At 72.5% G+C, this 22153-nt stretch carries 19 protein-coding genes; 5 read left to right on the forward strand and 14 right to left on the reverse strand.

The genetic code is table 11. The annotated features are described in order from the left end of the window. The first annotated feature begins 140 nt into the window (after positions 1-140). The gene (locus Mam01_RS20735) at positions 141-842 is read left to right on the forward strand and encodes a Uma2 family endonuclease (protein ID WP_204286897.1); all 702 of its coding nucleotides are present in this window, start codon (positions 141-143) and stop codon (positions 840-842) included. Here Mam01_RS20735 and Mam01_RS20740 read toward each other — a convergent pair. The 3 genes from Mam01_RS20740 to Mam01_RS20750 all read right to left on the reverse strand — a co-directional run bounded on the left by Mam01_RS20740 (position 817) and on the right by Mam01_RS20750 (position 7853). Next, positions 817-4092, reverse strand: a complete 3276-nt coding sequence (locus Mam01_RS20740; protein ID WP_204286898.1) for an ATP-dependent helicase — start codon at positions 4090-4092, stop codon at positions 817-819. The genes Mam01_RS20735 and Mam01_RS20740 overlap by 26 nt on opposite strands. After that, the gene (locus tag Mam01_RS20745) at positions 4086-7304 is read right to left on the reverse strand and encodes an ATP-dependent helicase (RefSeq protein ID WP_239101477.1); all 3219 of its coding nucleotides are present in this window, start codon (positions 7302-7304) and stop codon (positions 4086-4088) included. Before Mam01_RS20745 ends, Mam01_RS20740 begins: the two co-directional genes overlap by 7 nt. A gap of 120 nt (positions 7305-7424) precedes the next feature. Further along, positions 7425-7853: a UTRA domain-containing protein gene (locus tag Mam01_RS20750; RefSeq protein WP_204286980.1), complete on the reverse strand. Its 429-nt coding sequence runs from the start codon at positions 7851-7853 to the stop codon at positions 7425-7427. A gap of 317 nt (positions 7854-8170) precedes the next feature. Between Mam01_RS20750 and Mam01_RS20755 the strand changes: the two genes are divergently transcribed. Beyond that, positions 8171-8446, forward strand: a complete 276-nt coding sequence (locus Mam01_RS20755) for a hypothetical protein (protein ID WP_204286899.1) — start codon at positions 8171-8173, stop codon at positions 8444-8446. 68 nt (positions 8447-8514) lie between these two features. Here the strand turns inward: Mam01_RS20755 and Mam01_RS20760 are convergent, their stop codons facing one another. From Mam01_RS20760 to Mam01_RS20800, 9 genes are all read right to left on the reverse strand, one after another. Continuing rightward, entirely contained in the window at positions 8515-9084 is a 570-nt protein-coding gene (locus Mam01_RS20760; RefSeq protein WP_239101490.1) for a Uma2 family endonuclease, read from the reverse strand. A gap of 76 nt (positions 9085-9160) precedes the next feature. Next, positions 9161-9694: a signal peptidase II gene (locus Mam01_RS20765; RefSeq protein WP_204286901.1), complete on the reverse strand. Its 534-nt coding sequence runs from the start codon at positions 9692-9694 to the stop codon at positions 9161-9163. Positions 9695-9729: 35 nt separating this feature from the next. Next, positions 9730-12588 carry a CDP-glycerol glycerophosphotransferase family protein gene (locus tag Mam01_RS20770; RefSeq protein ID WP_239101478.1) on the reverse strand — a complete coding sequence of 953 codons (2859 nt, stop codon included), beginning with the start codon at positions 12586-12588 and terminating at the stop codon, positions 9730-9732. A gap of 202 nt (positions 12589-12790) precedes the next feature. Continuing rightward, a complete protein-coding gene (locus tag Mam01_RS20775; RefSeq protein WP_204286903.1) occupies positions 12791-13102 on the reverse strand; it encodes an MGMT family protein in 312 nt (103 codons plus the stop codon). Then, positions 13095-13463 (reverse strand): hypothetical protein, encoded by a 369-nt coding sequence (locus Mam01_RS20780; protein ID WP_204286904.1) that lies wholly within the window; start codon positions 13461-13463, stop codon positions 13095-13097. Before Mam01_RS20780 ends, Mam01_RS20775 begins: the two co-directional genes overlap by 8 nt. A gap of 101 nt (positions 13464-13564) precedes the next feature. Then, complete coding sequence (locus Mam01_RS20785; protein ID WP_204286905.1) at positions 13565-14749, reverse strand: S8 family serine peptidase; 1185 nt, start codon at positions 14747-14749, stop codon at positions 13565-13567. Continuing rightward, positions 14743-15633 carry a hypothetical protein gene (locus Mam01_RS20790; protein ID WP_204286906.1) on the reverse strand — a complete coding sequence of 297 codons (891 nt, stop codon included), beginning with the start codon at positions 15631-15633 and terminating at the stop codon, positions 14743-14745. The genes Mam01_RS20785 and Mam01_RS20790 overlap by 7 nt, the downstream gene beginning before the upstream one ends. A 9-nt stretch (positions 15634-15642) precedes the next feature. Then, complete coding sequence (locus Mam01_RS20795) at positions 15643-16923, reverse strand: S8 family serine peptidase (protein WP_239101479.1); 1281 nt, start codon at positions 16921-16923, stop codon at positions 15643-15645. Further along, positions 16917-17636 (reverse strand): hypothetical protein, encoded by a 720-nt coding sequence (locus Mam01_RS20800; protein WP_239101480.1) that lies wholly within the window; start codon positions 17634-17636, stop codon positions 16917-16919. Before Mam01_RS20800 ends, Mam01_RS20795 begins: the two co-directional genes overlap by 7 nt. Positions 17637-17793: 157 nt before the next feature. On the opposite strand from Mam01_RS20800, the gene Mam01_RS20805 reads away from it, so the two are divergent. Then, the gene (locus Mam01_RS20805; RefSeq protein WP_204286907.1) at positions 17794-18261 is read left to right on the forward strand and encodes a hypothetical protein; all 468 of its coding nucleotides are present in this window, start codon (positions 17794-17796) and stop codon (positions 18259-18261) included. After that, positions 18261-18593: a winged helix-turn-helix domain-containing protein gene (locus Mam01_RS20810; RefSeq protein ID WP_204286908.1), complete on the forward strand. Its 333-nt coding sequence runs from the start codon at positions 18261-18263 to the stop codon at positions 18591-18593. Before Mam01_RS20805 ends, Mam01_RS20810 begins: the two co-directional genes overlap by 1 nt. A 66-nt stretch (positions 18594-18659) precedes the next feature. Here the strand turns inward: Mam01_RS20810 and moeZ are convergent, their stop codons facing one another. Both moeZ and Mam01_RS20820 read right to left on the reverse strand, forming a co-directional pair. Then, complete coding sequence (gene moeZ / locus Mam01_RS20815) at positions 18660-19838, reverse strand: adenylyltransferase/sulfurtransferase MoeZ (RefSeq protein WP_150937994.1); 1179 nt, start codon at positions 19836-19838, stop codon at positions 18660-18662. 112 nt (positions 19839-19950) lie between these two features. After that, positions 19951-20868 (reverse strand): alpha/beta fold hydrolase, encoded by a 918-nt coding sequence (locus Mam01_RS20820; RefSeq protein ID WP_204286909.1) that lies wholly within the window; start codon positions 20866-20868, stop codon positions 19951-19953. A gap of 392 nt (positions 20869-21260) precedes the next feature. Between Mam01_RS20820 and Mam01_RS20825 the strand changes: the two genes are divergently transcribed. After that, on the forward strand, positions 21261-21845 hold the full coding sequence (locus Mam01_RS20825) for a hypothetical protein (protein WP_204286910.1): 585 nt from the start codon (positions 21261-21263) through the stop codon (positions 21843-21845). Positions 21846-22153: the final 308 nt, after the last annotated feature.

A 22153-nucleotide genomic window follows, 5' to 3' on the forward strand; every position in this document is an offset into this window, starting at 1 on the left:
GTGGTTTTCCTCCCCCCGGTGGAAGTTCCTCCACTTCACCGCCTCCTGAGGCACCCGTGCCATCACTTATCGGTTACCTTCCGTGTCGATGCAAGAACGTTCCGTACCATCGACATGGAGGAGTAGGAGAGGACGGCGACATGGCCCTTACGAAGCCGACTCGTCGCGGCAGGCACGACCGCCCCGCCCCGCGAAGGCAGGACAACTCCGCCCCAGACGAGCACGAGCCCCAAGAGCTCCCCGACGAGGTGCTGCAACTGTGCCTCGAACTCAAGGCCGCCGATTACCGGGCGGAAATCCGCTCTGGGCAGATCGTCGTGAGCCCATGGATGAGCAAGGAAAGCAACGACATCATCGACCGGCTCACAAACGTTCTGATTCCTCTCAAGCTGGTGAACGGCTGGCGGTTCCACTACAACTGGGCGGTCCATATTCCACCACTGCTCGACCATCGGTTGCCTGACATGATCGTCGCGCGGCGCGAAGTCGAGTACCTCGATCCGCTGCGCGTACATGGGCACAGTCTCCTGCTTGTCGTGGAGGTGTGCTCGCCTGGCACACGTAAGGCTGATTGGCAGGAGAAGCCGCTCGACTACGCGCGGGCGGGCGTGCCGCTCTTCCTGATCGTGGACCCGGTGCCGACTCCACGCAGGGTCACGCTGATGAGCGATCCCCTTCCCGGCCTCGAACCGTTCGACGTCCGGCAGCCGTACCGGAAGATTGCCACGGCGGAGGAGGGCGAGGTCGTGGAACTGCCCGAGCCCTTCGGGATAAAGATCGAGACGAGTGCTCTGTTCGACGATGACGAGCCGGAGACTACTCCTCGGGAACCCGCTGGATGAGGGTGGTGAGGCCGTCCGCGTCGAGGAGGTCCACGGGGCGGATGGTCTCGTTCGAGCGGACGTAGTGGAAGGCCGCCCCCACCTGCTCCAGCGGCACTCCGGCGAGCGCGGCCCAGGCCACCCGGTAGGCCGCGAGCTGCACCGACGCGGTGTCGGCGGCCCGGCCGTGCGGCCGTTCGCCGGTCTTCCAGTCGACCACCACATAGCCGTCGCGCTCACGGAAGACCGCGTCCATCCGCCCGCGCACCAGCCGGTCGCCGATCATCGTCTCGAACGGGACCTCCAGGTCGACCGGCTCCCGCACGGCCCACTCGCTCTCCTCGAACCGCTCCTGCAGCTCGGCGAGCTGCATCTCGGTCTCCGACAGCTCGTCGGCGGCGCCCGGCAGCTCCAGGTCGTCGATCAGGCGTTGCTGACCCCAGCGCGACTCCAGCCACCGGTGGAAGGTGGTGCCCCTCCGGGCGAGCGGGGCGGGCCTGCGCGGCACCGGCCGCCGCACCTGCCGGGCGAACGCCGCCGGGTCCTGGGCCAGCGTCACCAGTGACGACACCGACAGCCGCGACGGCAGCTCCACCACCGCGCCCGCTCGCCGGCTGTTCGTCTCGCGCTCGCGCAGCAGCAGGTCGGTGTCGCGGGCCCAGGCCCGCATCCGTTCTCGGTCCCGGTCCCGCAGCGGAGCGGGGCCGTCGTCGGCAGAGGCCGTCGCGGGCGTCGCGCCGGTCATCGCCTCCTCCACGAGGCGGGCGCCGTCGCGGATGGCGTCGTGGACGGTGACGGACGGCCACTCGGCCGCCGACGGCTCGGCCAGCAGAGGGTTCTCCAGGTGCTCCGAACCCTCGCTTTCCGCCCAGCGGACCACCCCCGCGCCCGCCTCGCGGATCTCCCGCAGGAAGTCCGACGGCTCCAGCGGCCGGGACGAGCTCCCCCAGCGGTAGCCGGAGGCGATGAGCAGGTAGTGCGCCCGGGTCACGGCGACGTACGCCAGCCGCCGCTCCTCCATGAGGTCGCGGTCGCGGCAGCGCTCGTCGAAGGCGCCGAGCGCCTCCCGGTCCAGCCCGGCCAGCTCGGGCAGGTCGGAGCTGTCCCCCCGCAGCGGGTACGGCAGCTTGCGCGGGTTCTCCGTCCAGCGGGAGTTGGTGACCGGGGTCGCCGGGAACACGCTGCCCTTGATCAGCCCGCCCTTCTGCGAGGTGAGCTGAGACAGCCCCGGCACGACCACGACCGGCCACTCCAGGCCCTTGGACGCGTGGACGGTCATCAGCTTGACGGTGTTGCTGTCGCCGACCCGCCCGGCCTCCAGGCCGAACTCCTCGCTCTCGGCCGCCTTGAGGTACGCCAGGAACGCGCCGAGCGTCGGGTCCTCCGAGTCGCCGGCGAACCGGGACGCCGCGTCGAGGAAGGCGTCCAGGTCGGCGCGGGCGGCCAGCGGGCCGCCGCCCCGGCCGCGGGCGGCCACCTCGACGTCGAGCCCGAGGCGGCGTTCGATCTCGCTGATGAGGTCGGGCAGCGGCTGTCCGGCGTGGGCGCGCAGCTGACGCAGCTCGCGGGCGGCGGCGGGCAGCCGCTCCTGGGCGAGCGGGGAGAACCGCACGAGCCAGTCGGGCCGATCGGGCAGCTCGTCGAGCGCGTCGACCAGGCTGCCGCGCTCCTCGGCGAGATCGGCCACGACCTGGTCGAGCGGGTCGTCCGGCCGTGGCCCTCCCCTGGCCGCCCTGATCTCGCGGTTGAGCTCACGGGCCAGGTCGCCGAGCACCTTGAGGTCGGCCGGGCCGATCCGCCGGCGCGGCCCGGCGAGCAGCCGGACCAGCGCGTCCCCGGCGGTCGGGTCGTACAGCGTCCGCAGCGTCGCCACGATGTCGGCCACCTCGGGCACGGTCAGCAGCCCGCCGAGCCCGACGACCTCGACCGGGATGCCCCGCGCCTCCAGAGACCGGCGCAGCGCGGGAAACTGCGACCTCTTGCGGGCGAGGATCGCGACATCCTGCGGCTGCAGGGCCGGGCCGCGCTTGGCCCGCTCGCCCTCTCCCCAGGGCAGGCCGTCCGGGGCGCCCTCGCCGTGCAGCATCGCGGCCAGTCCCTCGGCGATCCACTCCGCCTCGTCCTCGGCCGTCTCGTGGAAGGCGCAGACCACCCGCCCGCGCCCGGTCCGGTTGCCGCCCGGCACCAGCACCGGCACCTCCCGGGCCTCCCGCCGCAGGGGCGCCTGAATCCGGGCCGCGACATCCAGCACGTGTTCGCCGTTGCGGAAGCTGACCGAGAGGCGTCGCACCTGCGCCGGTTCGCCGGACTCCGCCGGGAAGTCCTGCGGGAAGCGGGAGAGGTTGCCCGCCGACGCGCCGCGCCAGCCGTAGATCGACTGGCAGGGGTCGCCGACCGAGGTGACCGGGTGCCCCCCGGCGTACAGGGACCGCAGGAGCACGAGCTGGGCGTGGCTGGTGTCCTGATACTCGTCGAGCAGCACGACCGAGAAGCGCGACCGCTCGGACGCGCCGACCTCCGGGTGCCGGGAGGCGATCCGGGCCGCCAGCGCCATCTGGTCGCCGTAGTCGATGACCTCCCGGCCGCGCTTGAGCCGTCCGTACGCCTCGACCATCGGCAACAACTGCTCGCGTACGGCCTGGATGTCGACCGGTTTGCGCTGGTCCTTGATGATCCGCCCGGTGAGCGAGGCGAGGCGCTCGCGCAGCCAGTCGCCGACCTCGCGCACCTCCCCCGGCTCGCGCAGGTGCTCGGCCAGCTCCCCGGCCAGGTCGAGGACGGCGGCGGTCACGCTGGGCGGGGAGAGGTCCACGCGGTCCATCGGCCCGTCGTACTGGCCGACCACCCGCGCCGCCATCTGCCAGGCCACGGCGGGCGTGACGAGGCGCATCGTGGGCTCCAGGCCCTCGCGCAACGCGTGGTCGGTCACCAGCCGCGCGGCGTACGCGTGGTAGGTGGAGACCGTCGGCTCGGAGTCGAGCATCTCGGGCTCGACCAGCCCGGCCTCCGCCAGCCCCGCCAACCGTCGGCGCACCCGCTCGGCCAGTTCGGCGGCGGCCTTGCGGGTGAAGGTGAGGCCGAGGATCTGCTCGGGGCGCGCGTAGCCGTTGGCGACGAGCCAGACCACCCTCCCGGCCATCGTCTCGCTCTTGCCCGAGCCCGCGCCCGCCACGACCACCATCGGCTCCAGCGGCGCCTCGATGACGGCGGCCTGCTCGGGGGTGGGCGGGAGGATCCCGAGCCGGCCGGCCAGTTCGCCCGGCGTCAGCACACCTGTCCTCCGTTGTCGTTCACCGGGCAGGCGATCCGGGCGGCGCAGTTGCGGCAGCCGTCGTTGACCGTGGCGACGAACACGTTGGCGGACATGCCGGTCGCCACCGTCTTGACCAGGTCGTCCGCCCAGCCGGGCGTGTCTTCGTCGGCGAGCGCCCGCTGCGCCTGCTCCCGCGCGTCCGCGCCCTGGCCCGCCGCCTTGCCCAGGTGCAGCAGCGACGCGCCGCCCGGCTGGGTCAGGCCGTGCCGCTCGAACGCCCCGAGCGTCGTGGCGAGTTGGTAGACCCCGAGCTGCGGATGCCGGTCGATCTCGGTGTCCTTGGGCCTGCCACCGCCGGTCTTGATGTCGATGATGACGGCCCGGCCGGCGCCGTCCCGCTCCACCCGGTCCACCCGGCCGGTGATCTGGATGTCGTGGCCCGGCACCCGTACGGTGAAGGCCTCCTCGACCGCGACCAGGTCACGCTGCTTGTCCTTCTGCCACCGGACGAAGCGGTCGACCATCTGCTCGGCGACGCGGCGCTGCTTGCGGTTGAACCACAGCCCGCCGAAGTCGAACTGGTCCCAGATGTCGTCGAGCCGCTTGACGTAGTCGGTCCCGTCCTCGGTGGCCATCGCGGCGATCGCGTGGACGACCGTGCCAAGGCTCTGGGTGACGTTGCTCGACCCCGCCCCGACCGCAGTCTCCAGCATCCAGCGCAGCCCGCACTTGGTGAAGTTCTCCACCGACGACGGCGAGATCTGCACGATGTCGTCCGGCCAGCCGAGCGGCCGGTCGTCGGAGATCGGGGTCAGGGCGTACCACTCGCCGGGGTTCGCCCCCGGCACCCCGGCCTGGGCCAGCCGGGCGAGGTGCGCGGCGGCCTCCCGGCGCACCGCCTCCGGCTTGGTCGTGTCGCACACGGCGGCGCGCAGGTCCGCGACCAGCGCGGACATGCTGAGCCACCGCGCCCGGTCGTCCACGGTCGCCGCCTCGACGCCGCCGGGCAGCAGTTCGGTGAGGAAGCGCGAGGGGCGCTCGTCGGTGTCCTCGCCGCCGACGGCGGTGACGACGAGCCTCCGGCGCGCCCGGGTCGCCGCCACGTAGAACAGCCGCCGCTCCTCGGCGAGCAGCTTCGACGCCAGCGCGGCCGCCGCGGCCTGGGTGGTGTCGAGCGCCGACCCGCCCGCGAACTCGACCAGCGCCTCGGTGCCGAGGAGCGAGCCACGCAGCCGAAGGTCGGGCCACAGGCCCTCCTGCACGCCCGCGACCACCACCACGTCCCACTCCAGGCCCTTGGACCGGTGCGCGGTCAGGATCCGTACGGCGTCGCCCTCGGGGGCCGACTCGGCGAGCGAGTCACCGGCGATCTCCTGGGACGTCAGATCGTCGAGGAAGACCGCGACCCCGGCCTTGGGCAGCCGGTCGGCGAAGCGGGCGACGTGGTCGAACAGGGCGACGACGGCGTCGAGGTCCCGGTCGGCCTGGGCGCCCCGCGCCCCGCCCGCGAGGCTGGCCTCGCTCCAGCGCTCCGCGAGCCCGCTCGCCTGCCAGATCTCCCACAGGGCCTCCTCCGCGCCCCGGCCGTGCCGTACGGCGTCGCGGGCGGTCGCGAGGAGCCGGGCGAGGCGATCCGCGGGGGCCGCGACGTGCGGCTCGACCCCGGTCAGCTCCCGGGCGTCGCGCAGCGCCGCGACCAGCAGGTCGTCCGACGAGCGCGGGGTGAAGGGCAGCGCCGGCTGGCCCGCCTCCTCCTTGGCGGCCTCCGCGGCCACCGCCTCGTGCTCGGCGATCCGCAGGGCGCGGCGCAGGCGGCGTACGCCGATCATGTCAGTGCCGCCGAGCGGGCCGGTCAGCAGCTCCTCAGCGGTCGCCACGTCGAGCGCGGACGGCGAGACGGCGACCCGCAGCAGCGTGATCAGCGGCCGTACGCCGGGCTCCTGCACGAGCGGGAGCTCGTCACCCGCGACCACGACCGGCACCCCCGCCGACACCAGCGCCCGCCGCAGCAGCGGCACCTGCCGCGTGGCGCTGCGCACGAGCACCGCCATGCGCGACCACGGCACCCCGTCGAGCAGGTGCGCCCGGCGGAGCGTGTCGGCCACCACCGCGGCCTCCTGGCTGACGCTGTCGGCCAGCAGGACCTTGAGCTCGCCCGGGTCCGCGTCCCCGACCGGGATCAGGTCGCGGTGCCCGCCGGCCCTGTTGTCATGCCCCGGTACGGCGGGCAGGCGGGAGGCGACGCGGCGGGACGCCTCCAGCAGGGCCGGGCCGCTGCGGCGGCACACGCGCAGCGCGACCACCGGCGCGTCACGGCCGTCCCGGGCCGGGAACCGCTCGGGGAACCGCAGGATGCCCTGCACGTCGGCGCCGCGGAAGCCGTAGATGGACTGGTCGGGGTCGCCCACGGCGATGAGGTCGCGGCCGTCCCCGGCGAGCTGCCTGAGCAGGAACTCCTGCGCCGGGTCGGTGTCCTGGTACTCGTCCACGAGCACCACGTCGTAGGCCGCCCGCTCGCGCTCCCGCACCTCTCCGTCGGTCAGCAGCCCGGCCGCCTCCCGGATCAGCTCCGAGTAGTCAAGCGCGGGCACGGGATCGAGGTCGAACCGGTCCTGGTAGCGGAAGGAGAACAGCCCGGCGGCCTCCCAGTCGGGCCTGCCGTGCTCGCGGCCCAGCCGCACCAGCGCGTCGCCGTACAGGCCGCGCTCGGCGGCCCTGGACAGGAAGTCGCGCAGCTCCTCGGCGAACCCCCGGGTCTTGAGCAGCTCCCGCATGTCCGGCGGCCAGTGGCGGGCGCCGTCCTCAAGCTCGCCGTGCAGCAGCCGCCGGATCTCCAGCAGCTGCTCGGGACCGGTGAGCAGGCGCGGCGGCGGCTCACCGGCCAGCACCGCCTCCCGCCGCAGCAGGGCGTACGCGTAGCTGTGGAAGGTGAGGGCCAGCGGCGTCCTGGTGGTCCGGCGCATCCGCGCGGTGATCCGCTCGCGCAACTCCCCGGCGGCCTTGCGGCTGAACGTGAGCACCAGCACCCGTTCGGGGTCCACGCCCCGCCGTTCGACCCGGTCGACGACGGTCTCCACTATCGTTGTGGTCTTTCCGGTCCCCGGGCCGGCGAGCACGAGCAGCGGCCCGCTCTCGTGCTCGACGACGGCCCTCTGGTGCTCGTCCAGCACGGGAGCCACGCGGCGCCCCACGCCCCCACGCCGCACCAGCCGGTAGTTCTGACCACTCACAACACAGCATTCCACCAGATCCCTGCGGCAGATCGTGCCCGAATGCCCAGTACAGCGCTATCCGGTCTCGCCAGACGCCCGGAATCCCATGGTCATCACCCCAGGCCAACCACTCCCGGATCAGTCGAGGTCGAAGTCGGCGGAAAGTTCGCGGCCCTGTCCGAGATAGTCCTCCGCGTACTCGGTGATCTCGCCATGCTGATCCCAGTAGCAGTTCGTCATGGTCAACACGGGTGTCCCGGGATCGACGCCCAGCGCTGCGGCCACATCCTCGGGAGCAGCCTTGATCGCGACTATGTCCCGGCGCCTGACCGCCCGGCGTCCCGTGCGCTCCTCGACGAGTCCGAAGGTCATCTTCGGCAGCGGTCGGCTCACCAGCAGCTCAGGCGCGGCGTCGGCAAGCTGGCCAGGAAGCCACGAGGTGGAAAGCGCGACAGCTCCGAGATCGTCGTAGTAGGCGCGTCGGCGTCGTACGACGTTGTCCCCTTCGTCGATGCCGAGCGCGTCCGCGACATGGCCCGGAGCCGGGACCAGGTCGGCGCCGAGGATCTTGGTACGCTCGCCGGGACGCCGGGCGGTTCTGGGCGAGCCGGGAGCGGCCGTTCACGGCGGCCGCCGAGGAGGCGGGCGCCTGTCGTACGGTGGACGCCGACGACCTGCGCGAGCTGTGCCGTGTCATGGCCGAGCAGGAGAGCCTCGCCGAGATCGCGGTGGCCCCGTGACCAGGGCTCCCATCAGGCTCTCGACCAGGAACAGCCGCGCTTGGAGCCGACCTGAGCAGCGGGCTCGCCGACCGGGTCTTCCCGAATGCTCCCGGCCACTCCTCCAGCCCGTACGCCTCACCCCGGTCGTGCCCGCCCTGGTGCATGGAGGCCCACATCGACGAGCCTTCCACCGAACGCGTTCACAACGCCTGGATTCAGGCCGTCGATCTCCACGCCATCCCCCTCGCGGGGCTCCCCCAGCGGCTGTGGCTCGACCTCGTGCTCGGCCCCGGAGACGACGAACCCCGCGTCCACCTGCAGATCGACGACCGCGCTCTCGTCGAACTGACGCTCGCCGAGGCCCGGAGCGCCGGGATGCACCTGATCGGCCTGGCAGCTCTCGGCGTCATGGACATCCCGCCGCGCTCTCCCGCCTGACCATTCCCCTTCACAGGCCGCCCCGCCGCCGCGCCGTCCACGCATGGACGGTCCGGCGGCGGACCCGGTCAGGCGAACAGCGTCCCGGTGTTCAGGTCGATGTCGAACGGCGCCGGCAGCCGGAGTGTTTCTCCGGCGTTGACCACGCTGACCCGCTGGTACGGCTCGCGGAGGTCGTCCACCGCGAGATCCTTGCGCGGCTCGTGCATCAGGGTGACGGTCGCGGGGTCGGTCACCGGGTCGACGATCAGGAGAAGCGGCACTCCCGCCCGGGCGTACTCCAGCGGCTTCTCGTCCCAGTCGATCGACCGGGTCCCCTTGGAACACACCTCGGCCACCAGCAACGCACCGTCGCCGAAAATGTGCATGTCGTCGTACTGCTCGGCGTCCTGCGGCGCGATCATCAGGTCGGGAAGCCGCATGTCGGGGTACGGCGGGATGTGAACGCCCCAGTTCGAGTGGATGACCCACCGATTCTCACGTACCTTGTCGAAAAGCTGGTTCATCAGCCGGAAGGTGATGTTCGACTGCTCCCGGCTGACCTTCGGGCTCACGACGACCCGGCCATAGGTGATCTCGGCCGTATAGCCGGCGTCGTTGAGCTCCTGGCACAGGCGCTGGATGTCGTCCTGCTTCATGAACGCCACACGCTCAATATTACTTACCGTTACCGAACAGCCACGGAGATTCGGTCAGGCGAATGGGGTGGTTCGCTCATGGGGATGGGCGGGCCTTGTCGGGCGCGGCTCCGAGGGGGACATCGCGGAGGGTGAGCAGCAGGAGGAGGGCGCAGCCTCCGACCAGTGCGATGTCCGCCACGTTGCCGACGAACAGGCCGCCGTAGTCGATGAAGTCCACGACATGGCCCTGCGCGAAGGCGGGCGGACGGAGGAGGCGGTCGAGCAGATGGGAGGTGGCGCCTCCCAGCAACGCGCCCAGCACCAGGGTCCAGGCCGGTGAACGCAGCCGCCGCCCGACGTACAGGATGCCGCCGACCGCGGCGGCCGCGGCCAGGGTGAACACCCACGTCGCCCCCTCGCCGATCGAGAAGGCGGCGCCGGGGTTCAGCAGCAGCCGGAAGCGGAGCAGCCGTGGGATCACCGTGACGGCCGCGCCGTCGGCGAGCGCGGAGACCGCCCACAGCTTGGAGGCCTGGTCCAGGAGGAGGACCACCGCGGCCAGCACGAGCATCCGCCCGTACGGCCGCGATCCTGGTCCCGTCTCCTGCGACTCTCGTCCGTCCGGCATCTCTGTCCCGCTGTCCACGACGTTCTCGGCGCCGGTCAGGACGTGAAGACGTGGTCGATGACGCGGGCGGCGGCCTTGCCGTTGTCGTGGGGGGCGTAGGTGCGGACGAAGGCGGCGTAGCGGTCGTGCAGCTTCGCGGTGACCGTGTCGATGTGGCGGAGCGTCTCCACCACCTCGGCGGAGGTCTCCAGGCGCGGCCCCGGCCGCTGCGACTCCAGGTCGAGGTACATGCCCCTGGACGAGCGATACTTGCCCAGGTCCGGCGTGAACAGCACCACCGGCCGGCCGGTCGCCACGAAGTCGAACATCACCGACGAGTAGTCGGTCACCAGCACGTCGGCGATCAGCATCAGGTCGGCGGTGTCGGGGTAGGTCGTGACGTCGATCGCGAAGCCGCCCTGCGCGTTCACGTGCGGGAAGGCCTGCATCATGTGCCCGCGCACCAGCACGACGTGGTCGTCTCCGAGGGCCTGCCTCGCGTCGGCCAGGTCGAGCTTGACCGCCGCGTTCCTGCGGTCCCAGTCCCGGAAGGTCGGGGCGTACAGGACGACCCGCTTGCCCTCGGGGACGCCGATGCGCCGCCTGATCTCGGCCGCGACGACGTCGCGGTCCCCGGCGAGCAGCACGTCGTTGCGGGGGTAGCCCGACTCGAGGATCTCGCCCTCGTAGCCGAACGCCTTGCGGAGCACCGACGACGCCCAGGGGCTCTGCGACAGCAGCAGGTCCCATCCGCGCACCTCGACGGCCTGGCGGTGCCAGACCGGGGGCCGGGGCTCGCGCTTCATGTGGGCCTGGTCGCGGCCGATGTGCTTGACCGGTGTGCCGTGCCAGGTCTGCACGCACACCTGCTCGTCACGGGCGCGGAACCACTGCGGCAGGAAGCCGTTGGAGACGACGTACCGCGCCCGGGCGAGCGCCTCGTAGTGCTCCCGGCTGCCCTCGCGGACGACGGTGGGCGTCACGCCGTCGCCGAGCCCCAGCTCGCGCGTGCCCGGCGGGACGAACGCGCCGTCCCTGACGACCCAGATGTGCTCGCTCTCGTCGCCGCGGCGCAGCCGCTCCTCGTAGATCGCCCGCGGGTTGTCGGAGTAGGCGCGGCCGTCGAAGGAGACGTAGACGGTGGCGTCGCGCACCGGCCGGGCCCGCTCGGCGGGGTAGAACGTGCGGCTGAGCGCCCACACGCCCGCCGCGCTGCGCTCGTCGCCGGGCCGGTCCTCGGCCGCGACCAGCACCGGCACGTCGAACCGGGTGGCGACGAACCGGTAGACCCGGCCGCCGATCGTCCGGGGTCCCTCGTCCAGCCCGTCGAGCGCCGCGTGGTCGAACCGGGTGGGCACCATGGCGGGGCCGTACTTGCCGGGCGGGGCCACGGAGATGTTCCAGGTGCCCTCGGCCAGCGGCACGGCCGTGCCGAAGCGCGGCATCGCGCCGGGCGACAGCCGTACGGTGAACCGCTCGCCGTCGCGCTCCAGCGGGACGCGGATGGTGAGCCCGCCCCGGTGCCGCAGCACGAGATCGCGCGGGCCGTGGTCCGGGTCGGGGTAACGCCCGGTCAGCGTGATCGACTCGTCCTGCCACGCGGCGGACGTGATCACGGGCAGGATCTTGTGGCCGGAGATGACGACGCGGTCGCGCCGGTCGCCCTGCACGGTGATCTCGCGGTCGCCCACGAGCAGCCGGGTCTCCTCCGCGCCCTCCAGCATCACCGCCGCCGCGGGGTCGCCCTTCGGCTCGACCCACAGCCGCCGGGACTCGGCGCTGAGCAAGGTGTGGACGGCGAGCGAGAGCGAGAAGCGGCTGCCGCCCTCGGCCGGGGTGAAGTCGGCCGACATCCGGTGCCCGCCGACGCGGGCCTTGCCCCTGGTGACCGGACGGCCCGGCAGGAAGCCGGTGAGCTCGACGCTGTCGCCGTCCAGCCGGACGCCGGTGAGCTCCGCGCGGGTGGGCTGGTAGACCACCTGGAGCGCCTTGTCGGAGGTCCACACCGGGCGCACCCACCAGCGCGGGCGCACCCGCAGGCCGGCCGGGCGCTCGGTGCGGCCGATCACGGGGCCGCGGAGCACGCCCCTGGACCGGGCGGCGCGGCTCCAGATGACGATCTCGGCCCGCCAGGTGGTGGTGTCCTGGACGGTGTGGCGGCGGCGCAGCAGGCGCTTGGCGCCGCGCACCAGGGCCCGCACCCCCGCCCGCCAGCGCAGCGAGAACGGGTGCAGGTCGGCGCTGAAGCCCGCCCAGTCGTAGTTGCACCCGGGCTCGCGGGCGGCGTGGGTGGCCTCCGGCCGGTAGATCCGCCGAGTCCGCAGTGTGACCCGGGGCAGCCAGCGGGGGCCGCGCAGCACGACGGTGGCGTGGTTGAAGCGCCGGCCACGGACCGACAGGCCCGCGATGTAGGCGTGCCCGGTGATCCGCAGCCGGTTGCCCACCCAGGTGATGTCGTCGATCTGGGTCACCGGCACGAGGTCGGCCGCGCGCAGGCGCAGCAGCGAGGGATCGCCGACCTCCACCGGCAGGTCGGCGTACCACCGCAGGCCCCGGCGGACCCGGCGGGACGGCTCGGCCGCGGCGGCGGCCAGCTTGACCAGCGCGTCGCCCTCGGCGAGCGCGCCCGGATCCTGGGTCTCGATGAGGTGGCAGGCGACCCGGCGCCCGACCGGAAGCTCCCGCTTGACCTTTGGATCGACCTGCGCCAGGTACGGCCGGAGCACGTCGACGGCCTGGCGGCGGCGGGCCGCCCCGCGCTTGGCCGCGGCGTCGAGGCGCAGGCCCAGGGGGCCGACGATCGCCTCACGGTCGAGCTCGCGGCGCTGCGCGGGGCTCAGGCCCTCCGCGCGCACGAGCGCGACCAACGCGTCGATGGGCTCGCCCCGGTCGTAAAGCTCCTGGACAGCCCGCAATCGTTCAGCGACGGCGTCGCTCGTGGGTGCGGGTGTCATAAGGGAGGCACCGCCCTTCGCCAGACCTGTGTTCAGAAAATGGTAATGCTGTCAGGACACTGCCAGACCTGACTTGGGACAGCCTGTGAATATCGTGTGATCCGGCGCGTGACGCGCCGATGGCGAAGGGTGACCTGTCAGGGTCCCGGCCGGATCCGGAGCGTCACCCGCGGCCGTCCCAGCGGGCCGTGCGCATGTCGGCCCGCGCGCCCCGCGTCGGGGTGCCCTCGGCCCGCCATCGCGCCAGGCACTCGGCCTCCAGACCGGCCGCCGGGGTCCCGTCGGCGCGGATGACCCGCCACCACGGCACGGCGCCGCCCCACAGGGACATCACCCGGCCGACCTGCCGGGGACCGCCCTCGCCGAGATACTCGGCGACGTCTCCGTACGACATGACCTTGCCGGCCGGGATCCGGTCCACCACGTCGAGCACCCGTTCCGCGTACGGCGGGGGCTCGCGGCCGGTCTCAGACACTCCAGTCGGCGGGCCCGGCCGCGATGATCTCTTCGAGCTTGCCGAACTCGTAGGTCGCCGCCCCGTTGATCTGCTCGACGACGCCGTTCCTGATGCCGTACGCCTCGCCGTCCTCGCCCACCAGCCGGGCCCCCATGAGATCGGTGAGCCGGGCGAGCTGGGCGACCTGCCAGTCCGACCCCGGCTGTCCCACGAGCCGTCCGGACCAGGTCGCGATCTGGTGTGCGGAGTCGCCGTGGCGCGCCAGGACCTCGCCCGCCTCGTGCGACCCGCGCAGCTCGAATCCGGCCTGCGCCGAGACGCTCGCGAGTTCGGCGTAGGCGAGCGGTGCATCACGCTCTACGCGCAGCTCGTACCCCATGAGCCGCGACCTTAGCGAAAATTGACCCGGCTTTGTGACGGGAAACGCGAACAACAGGAAGACCGCGCCCGAAATGCGGCCAAACGGCGGCCAACATGTGATCACCGGCGGCTGAGCGCGAGGGCGCCGGCGCAGAAACCGCCGATCCCGAGGACGACGGCGATGCCGTAGACCCAGAGCCTAACCGGATCCGGCCCCGGGCGCGCGGGCGCCCGTGAGACCGGGCCCTTGCCGAAGTGCGCGTCGTCCTGGACCGCCGACGCCTGGCCGTATCCGACCAGTTCTCCGGCTTTCGCGAGAGCCGCCGCCGCGTCCACTACGCCGAATCCAACTTTGTCGTCATAACCGGCGGGCGGATGGGGACGTGACGTCGCGGTCAACGCCCGTGACACCAATTCCGGCGGCAAATCCGGATATTTCGCCTTAATAAGCGCGATGGTTCCCGCGACAATCGCACTGGCCACCCCGGTGCCCGACGCCGTGCCCCGGCGTCCGCCGGGAAGCGTGACCGGCACCCGCTCTCCCGGCGCGGCGACCAGGACCGACAGGTTGTCGCTGCTGCCGGAGGTCTTGCCGCCCCGCCGGTCGACCGCGCCCACGCCCACCACTCCGGGATATCCCGCCGGGAACGCCCAGAAGGAGGTGCCGTTCTGCCGCGCGTACGCCGACTGGCCCGCGTCGCCCACCGCGGCCACGAGCACGGCGCCCCGGGCCAGCGCGAACGAGATGGCGTCGCGCTCCACCCGGTCGACGCCGTACGCCGGGACGGGCAGGCAGATGACCTTCGCGCCCTGGGCGGCGGCGTACCGGATGCCCCGGGCGAGCGGGCTGTCGCGCGTCTCCTCCGGCCGTTCCTCCGGATCGACGTAGTCGCGCTCCGGCCGGTTCACCACGACGGGAAGGGACAGCACCCGCGCCTCCGGCGCGACGCCCGAGAGCCCGCCGCCGCTTCCGCTCCCCGCGATCACCGACGCCAGCGCGGTCGCGTCGTCGCCCGGACGCTGCGTCTCGTCGCCGACCACCGTGCCCGTCATGTCCGGGCCGCGCTCGACCCGGCCGGCCAGTTCGGGCAGCCCGGAGTCGGGCTGGCCCCCGCCGAGGAGGGCCACGACCACCCCGGCGCCCTTGGTCACCTTCCAGGCGTCGGCGGCGTTGACGAGGTCGAGCGCCCAGCGCTCCTCCCCGCCGCCTGGAGTGGCCGCCGGCAGCGCCGCCGCGGAGACCGCCGGGCCGGTCCCGAGCAGGAGGGCCGCCAGCGCCGCGCCGAGAGAGACCGCCCTCAGCACACGTTCCCCTGGGTGCAGCGGGGGACGTCCGGGGGCTCTCCGAGGGCACGCGCGATGCGCCCGGCCAGTGTCTGGGCCAGGGGCCACATCTCGCTGTTCACCTGTTCCTCCAGGGGGACGGACGCGCGTGTCCTTCCGTCTGTGTACCCCACTGTGAGGAAGACGATGTACGGTCCCGCGCCCACCCAGCCGGTGCGCTGCCGCTGGGCCGCGCCGAACGAGTCGGTGACCGTGCCGGGGAAGGACACCGGACGCACCCCCACCCGGTCGTCCACGGGCAGGTCGGCCGCCGCGTCGGTGCGGGCGTCCTCGCTCGGCATGACGGCGACGCCCACGGTGACGGCGAACGTGGCGGTCTGGTCGACGTACGTGGCGCGCAGCAGGGTCCGGCAGCCGTGCTCGCCCAGCACCGGCGCCACCGGCGCGTCGACCACCGACCCGCACGCCGCTTCGGGCGCGATGCCGACCCTGCGCGCGTACTGCTGGGTCCGGCCGAGGCCGGTGTACGGAAGCTCCTCGGGGAAGACCATGCCCGCGGGCCAGGCCTGCCATCGGCGGGCCACGTCCTGCGCGACGTAGCGGGCGCGCTCGGCGTCGGTGAGCGGCCTCGACCGGGTCTCGCGGACGAGGCCGAACGCCCCCAGCAGCACGTTGAGCGCGGCCACGGCGAGGACGACACCCATGATCGTGAGGTAGGCCGACCGGAACCGGACACCGCGCGCCAGCTCCGCCCGCTCGCGGGCCGCCAGCGCCGCGGCGGCGCGTCCCCGCGAGGCCGTCCAGGGCCGCGCCCGCGCGGCGCGGCGCGGCAGCCGGGCCGTCTGCGGGACCCGCGCCTTCCTGGGGCCGGCCCTCCTGGGACTGTGAGGCTGCTCGGGCGGCATACTCCGATGCTACGTCGGCAACCGCGACGGCCAAGGAGCCGGAGGGAGCGCGTCGTCCTCCCGCTCCCGCCGGCTCGCCCGCCGCGCGAGCACGAGCAGGACCGCGAGCCCCGCGCCCGAGCCCGCGAACGCGGCGAGCGCGATGCCGCCATAGAGCAGGATCGCGCCGGTGTCGCGCCGTACGACCACGATGGGCTCCTGGCCGCCCGCCGCCGTACGGAGGGGACGCGCGGGGTTCAGCACGCCGGCGCCGGACGCGACGGCGCGGTGCCGCGCGAGGGTGGCCGCGACGCTCAGCGCGCGGTACGCGTTGACCACCCCGAAGCCGGTGCCCGTGTTGTAGGGCCCCTTCCGGGCGGGCGACGAGGTGAGCGCCTGCGCGACGAGCGCGGGCGACATCCGGGGATGGCGCGACTTGATGAGCGCGGCGATCCCGGAGACGAGCGCGGTCGCCTGGGAGGTCCCCCGGCCGACCCAGTACTCGTCGCCCGGGCCCGCCCCGAGGACGTCCACGCCGGGGGCGGCCACCATGACCGAGGAGTTGCGGTTGGAGAACGAGGCCCGCCGCAGCGTGGAGGTGACCGCGGCCACCGAGATCACGCCGGGGATCGCCGCGGGGTAGGAGTACGGCGCGGTCTGCTTGCCCGCGCCGTCGTTGCCCGCCGCGGCGACCAGGACGACGCCCTTGGATATCGCGTACCGGATGGCCGCGCGCTCGTCCTCCGTCGGCATGTCCTTCGACAGCGACAGGTTGACGACCTCGGCGCCGTGGTCCACGGCGTACCTGATGCCCTTGGCGACCACGCCCTCGTAGCGCGCGTCGGAGTTGAACGTGCGGAACCCGGGCTCCTCGTCCTCCAGGATCACCCGTACGGACAGCACCCGGGCCTCCGGCGCCACGCCGATGATGCCGTCGGCCCCGTCCGGCCCGTGTCCGTGCCCGGCGATGAGCGAGGCCATGTACGTGCCGTGCAGCCGCACCGGCTGCACCCCACGGGGGTTGGCGCCGGTCGTGAAGTCCCTGCCGATGACGACCGAACCGGCGAGGTCGCGGTGGTCGGGGTCCACGCCCGAGTCCAGGACCGCCACGGTGACGCCCGCGCCCTTCGTCAGCTGCCACGCGTCGTCGACGTCGAGGGTCCGCAGCACGTCCTGCTGGCTGAGCCGTACGTCGTCGGCCCGGGCCGCCCCCGGCTGGAGGAACGCCCCGCCGGGCACGGTGAGCGCCCCGGCCGCGAGCGCGGCCAGGACGCACCTCCTGATCCTCGTACGTGCGCGCCGGGTCAGCACTGCCACTCCCGGGCCCTGCAGTCCGGGGACACCGGCGCGGTCAGGATCGCGGCGACGTCCCCGGACAGGTCGCCCGCGAACGAGAAGATCGTCGCCCGCTGCTGCCCGACCCCGCGGGCCGGCCGCCCGTCGACCTGGCCCGCCGTCGTGAGCACGAGGTAGGGCCCGGCCTGCCGTACGGTCGCGGCCTGCCGCCCGCCCGCGGTGAAGCGGTCGGTCACGGTGCCGGGGAACGGGAGGGCACGCAGGCCCGGGACGGGCGCCCCCTCGCGGGGGAAGGCGGCGAGCGCGGTGCGCGCCCGGGTCGCGTCGGGGAAGGCCGCCACGCCGATCGTGACCACGACGCCCTGCAGGCCGTCGAGGTAGGTGGCCCGCAGGACCGCCCGGCACCCGGCCGCGCGCAGCGCCTTGACGACGGCGGTGTCGACGGCCGACCGGCAGTCGGTGCGGGTGGAGACGCCCACCCGCCGCGCCAGCTCACGGCCGCCCTGCTCGCTGTTGTAGGCCAGGCTCGCGGGGAAGACGCGCCCCACCGGCCAGCGTTCCCAGCGCAGCGCCGTCTCGGCCGCCTGCGCCTCGCGCAGCTCGGCCTGGCTGGGCCCCCGGGTGAGCTCGGCGACCGCCGCGCTCGCCGCGATGCCACCGGCGATCGCGCAGATCAGAGTGATCGCGGAGGCCACGGCGACGGCCGGCCAGGTGCGGGTCTCGCCCACTGTGCCTCCGTTCGCGTCTCGGCCTCCTCTCCTACGTGACCTTAACGCGACCAACCGCCCGCCATACCCCCAAATGCGACAGGAAAGTACTTGACGTGATGGAAAGTGGAAAGTACTTTCCATACTGGAAAGTGGTTGTCATGCGAACGGAGCCCCCATGAACGTCGAGGAAGCGGAGCGGAGCCTGGCGCTCATCCGGCGGACCCAGGCGAAGGCGGTCAGGTCGCGGCCCTGGTTCCCCACCTGGTACGCCGCCGGGGTCGGGCTGTTCGTGACCGGTGTGCAGTTCGTCACCGAGCCCGGCACGCCCGTCGCGGTGACGCTGGCCACGGGCCTCCTGCTGGCCGCCGGCATGGGCGCGCTGGTCGCCCTGCTGGTGCGCACCCGCACCATGACGGCCCACCGCAGCCTGGTGCGGGCGAATGTCATGACCATCTTCATGCTCTGGCTCGCGCTGGGCGTCGGGCTCTGCCTCGCCGTCGCCTTCCGGCTCGACGCGGCGGAGGTGGCCTACGCGCGGACGTGGGCCGGGCTGGTCATGACCGCGTTCCTGCTGGTCACCGGGCCGTTCGTCGGCCGCTGGATGTCGGCGCTGCTGGCGCGCCGGATCGAGAGCGGCTCGTGATGGAACTCGACCCCGTCATTCATCCGCCGACGCGGCTGCAGATCGTCTCGCTGCTCGCCGCGGCCGAGGAGGCGGAGTTCGGGTTCGTCCGCGACACCCTGGGCGTCAGCGACTCGGTCCTGTCCAAGCAGGGCAGCGCGCTGGAGACCGCGGGATACATACAGGTGCGGAAGGGCTACGTGGGCAAGCGGCCCAAGACCTGGTTCAGGCTCACGGACAGGGGACGGGCGGCGTTCACGGCGTACGTCGCGAACCTGCAGCGCATCGTCTCGCCCAGCGGTCTCACCGTGGCGCCGGAGGAACGCGGGCAGGCGGTGGGCAGGCCCCGGTGAGAACGGCGACGGCCGCCGCCTCGGGGTGGAGGCGGCGGCCGTCGTGGCGGATCGCCGTTGCGGCGATCAGTAGGTCGGCAGGCTGGGGTCGACCGTCTTGATCCAGCTCAGCACGCCGCCGCCCACGTGGACGGCGTCGGAGAAGCCGGCGTTCTTCAGCACCGCGAGGACCTCCGCCGAGCGGGCGCCCGACTTGCAGTGCAGCACGATCTTCCGGTTCTGCGGGAGCCCTTCCAGGGCCGAGCCGTTCAGGAACTCGCCCTTGGGGATCAGCACGGCGCCGGGGATGCTGACGATCTCGTACTCGTTCGGCTCGCGGACATCGATGATCATGATGTCGTCGCCGCGGTCGCGCATCGCCTCGAGCTCGGCCGCGGTGATCGTGCTGCCCGCGGCGGCCTGCTGGGCCTCGTCGGAGATCGTGCCGCAGAACGCCTCGTAGTCGATCAGTTCGGTGATCGAGGGGTTCTTGCCGCACAGCGGGCACTCGGGGTCCTTGCGGACCTTGACGTCGCGGTACTTCATCTCCAGCGCGTCATAGATCATCAGACGGCCGACGAGAGGCTCGCCGACGCCGGTGAGGACCTTGATGGCCTCGTTCACCTGGATCGAGCCGATCGACGCGCACAGCACGCCGAGCACGCCGCCCTCGGCGCAGCTCGGCACCATGCCCGGCGGCGGGGGCTCGGGGTAGAGGCAGCGGTAGCACGGCCCGTGCTCGGCCCAGAAGACGCTCGCCTGCCCGTCGAAGCGGTAGATGGACCCCCACACGTACGGCTTGCCCAGCAGCACGGCCGCGTCGTTGACCATGTAGCGGGTGGCGAAGTTGTCCGTGCCGTCCACGATCAGGTCGTAGCCGGAGAAGATGTCCATCACGTTGTCGGTCGTCAGAGCGACGTTGTGGATGATGACGTTGACCAGCGGGTTGACCTCACGCACGCTGGCGGCGGCCGACTCGGCCTTCAGCCGGCCCACGTCCGACTGGCCGTGGATCACCTGCCGCTGGAGGTTCGACTCGTCGACGACGTCGAAGTCGACGATGCCGAGGGTGCCCACCCCCGCCGCGGCCAGGTACAGCAGGGCGGGAGAGCCCAGGCCGCCCGCGCCCACACACAGCACCTTGGCGTTCTTGAGCCGCTTCTGACCCGCCATGCCCACATCGGGGATGATCAGGTGGCGCGAGTAGCGGCGCACCTCGTCGACCGTCAGCTCTGCTGCCGGCTCTACCAGCGGTGGCAACGACACAGTTCCACTCCTGCTTTGCGTGTCCGTCTTCGTGCCAATGGTCGCGCTCGGCTCCATGGGCCCATCACAAGCTCTTCTCACAACTTAACCGGGGTGGCCCCGCATTCCCCAATCACGCTGTTCGGCGGGGGGGCATCCTCGTGTACGCCAGCAGGCGGCGCGCCTCGCGCGCGACGAGCTCGGGATACTCCATCTGCGCCACGTGCCCGGCGTGCGGGAGTGTGACGAGGCGCACGTCGCGGAAGGCCCGGCCCGACCGGTGCACCATGCGCGCGTGGATCAGACGGTCGCGCAGGCCGTACACGACGAGGGTGGGCGCGGTCACCCGCCCGGCCTGCCGCCAGAGGTTGTCCTCGCCGAACCTGAAGTACTCCCGCACGATCGCGCGGGTGCAGCCGACCATGGACATCACCGCGTGCGGCAGCGCGTCGCGGCGGCGCAGTTCCTCGACCGCCTCGCGCAGCCGGTCCGGATGCACCCGGCCCGTGTCGGCGTAGCACATGCTCACCGTCGCCAGCACGCGCCGCTCGGGCGGGAGGGCGCTCAGCCACCGGACGGCCAGTTCGCCGATGGACGGGGCGGCCGACAGGGCGATCCTGGCCGGGCCGTACCTCGGCCGCAGGTCGGGCAGCGCCGGTGAGACCAGCGTCAGCGAGCTGACCAGGTCGGGCCGCGTGGCCGCGACCCGGACCGAGACCGCGCCGCCCATGGAGTGACCGAAGAGGTGGACCGGGCCGTCCCCGAGCGCCTCGACGAGCCTGACCACCGCGGTGGCGCTGGCCGCGACGGAGTAGTCGCCGTCCGGCGGCTCCGGGGAGTGCCCGGCCCCGGGCAGGTCGACCGCGACGCCCCGCACCTCGCCGGCGAGCTCGCCCATCAGGTCCGTCCAGTTCGTCGCCGAGCCCGCCAGCCCGTGGACGTAGACGGCGGTCTCCCGCGGCCCCTCCGGAGTCGCCCGGAGATGGAGGCGGCCGCCGCCCTCCACGTCGATGAACCGGCCGGGCCACACCGGAATCGGCTCGTATCCCACGCGTCCTCCCCCGCTGCACCTCGCGTTTCCGACCATAACCCCGCCGGTACGACGCCTCGGCGGGCACTCCCCCTACCCAGGTGGAACGGGAACGATCATCCGGTTCGTCCCGATCAGACGGGCGCGACATAAGCCCAATATCCACCCCATTCGGACATTTCGAAATGCGGATATGAATGACATTCCACGCAAACCAAGCGCTAGCGGTTCAACGGAGCCAATAAAGCGATAAGCAGAAGGCAAAAGCCGCCGATCGCCGTTTGTCGCTCGGACGCCGAGGAAATCAAGACAATGCAGGGATGATCCACCAAGGGTCATCAGTAAGGGCATTTTCCGAACGACTTGGAAAACGCCGGAGTGTCGGGGCAACAATCCTTCAAGGAGGACATGAAATGCCCAAGTTCAACAACCTGGTCGGGATCCTCGCGATCAGCGCCGCACTCACCGGTGGTGCCGTCACGCTGGGTACCGCGGTCGCCGGCAGCGCGAACGCGGCGACCGTCATGGGCGGCTACGTGGGCGGCGGTGGCTACCCGTACCCCTACGGCAACTTCAACTCGAACCGCAATTCGCAGCGGCAGAAGCACAAGGCGCTGAACGGCAACAAGAACAAGAACAAGAACAAGACGAAGCAGTGGCAGCACGAGCGGCAGAACCAGGGCCAGCACCAGTTCCTGCTGCGTGACTTCACGCTCGTCCTCACGCCGTTCCAGAAGTCGGAGACCGACTCGCGGGCCCTGCCGTACAACTGGCAGAACGGCAACTCGCAGGCGATTCCGTGGAACCGCATGTACACGAACGCCGACTCCCTCAACAACCCGCGTCAGGACCAGGCGTCCGCGGCCACTCCGCGGACCAACCAGGCCACCGAGATCGACCCGCGCATCAAGAAGAAGGAGGCGAACGTCGACCTCGACGTGGACGCGGACATCCAGAAGAAGAAGGACATGGACCCGGACCCCGTGTTCGTGCCCTGACGCGATCCGGACCGGCGGTCCGGTGAACGTCTTCGCTCCGGCGGGTGACGCGTCATCCGGACGCCCATCCCGTGCTCGCGACCGGGCGACCTCGCCTGGGACCTCGGTCGCGAGCCGGGGGGACACACGCGCGAGTGGTTGAGCGGCGGCGTACCCGCGGAGCGGGACGGGCGGCGACCGAGACCCGCGGATGCGGACCGGCGTCACCAGGGCCGCTGCTCCGTACGCGGACGCGTGAGCAGTTGAGGAAGGAGCGCCGGCGGCGGGTTTCCGAGGAGAGGGCCGCCGGCGCGGGTCATCGCATCGCG

The organism is Microbispora amethystogenes (assembly GCF_016863015.1).
GTDB classification, from domain to species: Bacteria; Actinomycetota; Actinomycetes; order Streptosporangiales; family Streptosporangiaceae; genus Microbispora; species Microbispora amethystogenes.